This is a genomic window from Streptomyces sp. NPDC006430, assembly GCF_040612395.1.
Classification (GTDB): domain Bacteria; phylum Actinomycetota; class Actinomycetes; order Streptomycetales; family Streptomycetaceae; genus Streptomyces.
The window spans coordinates 1-1,944 of record NZ_JBEXQA010000101.1 but is presented as its reverse complement, the minus strand read 5'-3'; the positions used below and the strand labels follow the sequence as shown (position 1 = coordinate 1,944).

Here is a 1,944-nt window from a genome sequence, read left to right as displayed (position 1 = left end):
CTGATGCTCCTATTGGCAGTCAAGGGCTGCTGAGAACCTGAGGGTGGCCCGGTCAGGTTTGGTTGGGGTGCAGGGCGACACTGTCCGATCCGACGCTGATCTGCATCCAGGAACCGTCCAGGCCGCTGGGGACGGGTGATGCCAGATCGAACAGCACGGACCCATGACCCATCTGGAGGTAGGCGGCACCGTCGTCGGTCAGGTGGAGGCGGCCGCTCATGATCACCCGGTCGCCTTCCTGCCGGAGTTCCGGCTCGCCGGCAGAGGCCGCCCGGGTGTTCTGGCCCCAGTGGATGCCCTCGTCGACTGTCCATTCGATGAGGTGCTGACCGTCGGCGTCTCGCGGATCACCGCGCCAGAGCACCATGGCGGACCCGATGGTGGTGTGAACCCGAACTGTCATGTGCTGCTGCGGGGTATGCGGCAGGCTCTCCGTGCGGACGAACATCGCCCCATCATCCACCGACGTCATGTCTCAGGATCAGGGAGTTGTCGGGTTGGCCGAGGTCAAGCGGCGGTGAGCCAGTCCCGGTAGGCGTCTGCAAGGTCGTCGTCGCGGCGTGTGCCGCGCTCGATGCAGGAGATCACGGCAGGCCAGACACCGAAGTGCTTAGCGACGATTGTGAGGGTGATGTTCTTGGCCTGGCGTGCTGGCCGAAGGTCGGAGACGTCCGGGACGGTGACCGGTGTGGTGAGGTAGCGGAAGATCTCCCGGGCGATCGCCCGCTTGAGCAGACGGATGATCTCCTTTTTCGTGCGTCCGGCGGCGGACTGCCGGGCGACGTACTCGCGGGTGCGGGCGTCGCTGGACATGCGGACGAGAGCGATGCGGTAGAGGGCTGAGTTCGCGCCGCGGTCGCCGCCTCGGGAAAGGCGGTGACGGTTGGTCCTGCCACTGGAGGCGGGGACGGGCGCGGTGCCGCAGAGAGCCGCGAAGGACGCCTCCGTGCGTAGCCGGTCGGGGTTTCCGCCGGCGGTCAACAGGAGCTGGGCCGCGGTGTCCGGACCGACACCGAACGCGGCGCGCAGGCCGGGGTTGTGCTCGGTGGCGACAGTGTCCAGGGCGGCGGTGAGGGTGTCGTGTTCCGCGGTCAGGGCCTGGACCCGGCGGGCGAGGGTCTTCAGCGCGGTCAAGAGGGCGACGCGCGGTCCGTCACCGGTGGGACGGAGTCGGGAGATAGCGTCGACCTGCGTCTTGCCGCGCAGGGCGGTGTACTTGACGCGGATGTCGTCCGGGGCGGTGATGAGGATGTGCGCGATCTGGTTCAGGGTGGCGGTGCGGGCCTTGACGGCAGACCGGGCGGCGTTGTGGAGGGCGCGTATGCCGCTGACGGTGTCGTCCTTGGGTATGACCGATGCCCGTCCGGACAGCGCGGCCCGAGCGGCCGCATAGGCATCGATGGGATCCGATTTGCCGATCCGGCGACGCTCGGCCTTGTCGGGCCGGTTGACCTCGACCACGGTCAGGCCCGTGTGGCGGGCAGCGCGGGTGAACCCGAGGCCGTAGGAGGAGGTGCCCTCGACGCCGACGGCGGTCACGGTGCCGTGGGCGTTCAGGAACGCGATCGCCGCAGCGTATCCGGCTGCCGTGGTGGGGAATTCGGCGTCCGCGACGTGGCCGCCCCGGTCGGTGATGACAGCGACGTGGATCGTATCCGCGTGAGAGTCCACTCCGCCGAACACCGCATCCAGCTCGGTAGCGGGCGTGATCGTCACGGTCATCTTGTCAGCTGCCTTCCCGGGCCGGAGGTGACGCCGGCTGGGTGGGTCAGACAGGACATTGAGGGGGCCTGTGGCCAAGCTCCTATCAGGTCATGTTCCACCTGGCCGGAGCCATGGAGAACGGGTCCCGGTAGCCGGACAGAACAGTCGCAGGACAGTCCAGCAGGACGTCAGTCAGACCCTGAGCCACGACCACCGGAACCCGCTACGAGTATCAATGTC

The 1,944-nt window shown here is 68.0% G+C and carries 2 protein-coding genes; both read right to left on the bottom strand.

The features are described from left to right. Positions 1–52 precede the first annotated feature (52 nt). Positions 53–448, bottom strand: coding sequence for a hypothetical protein (locus ABZZ20_RS36755; protein WP_356877392.1), 396 nt, complete (start codon positions 446–448; stop codon positions 53–55). Positions 449–507: 59 nt separating this feature from the next. Further along, the gene (locus tag ABZZ20_RS36750; RefSeq protein ID WP_356877390.1) at positions 508–1,722 is read right to left on the bottom strand and encodes an IS110 family transposase; all 1,215 of its coding nucleotides are present in this window, start codon (positions 1,720–1,722) and stop codon (positions 508–510) included. Between the last annotated feature and the right edge of the window lie 222 nt (positions 1,723–1,944).

Excerpts from the sequence above, each read along its gene's own strand:
- ABZZ20_RS36750 (WP_356877390.1), bottom strand. The coding sequence starts at position 1,722 with ATGACCGTGACGATCACGCCCGCTACCGAGCTGGATGCGGTGTTCGGC.
- ABZZ20_RS36755 (WP_356877392.1), bottom strand. The coding sequence starts at position 448 with ATGTTCGTCCGCACGGAGAGCCTGCCGCATACCCCGCAGCAGCACATG.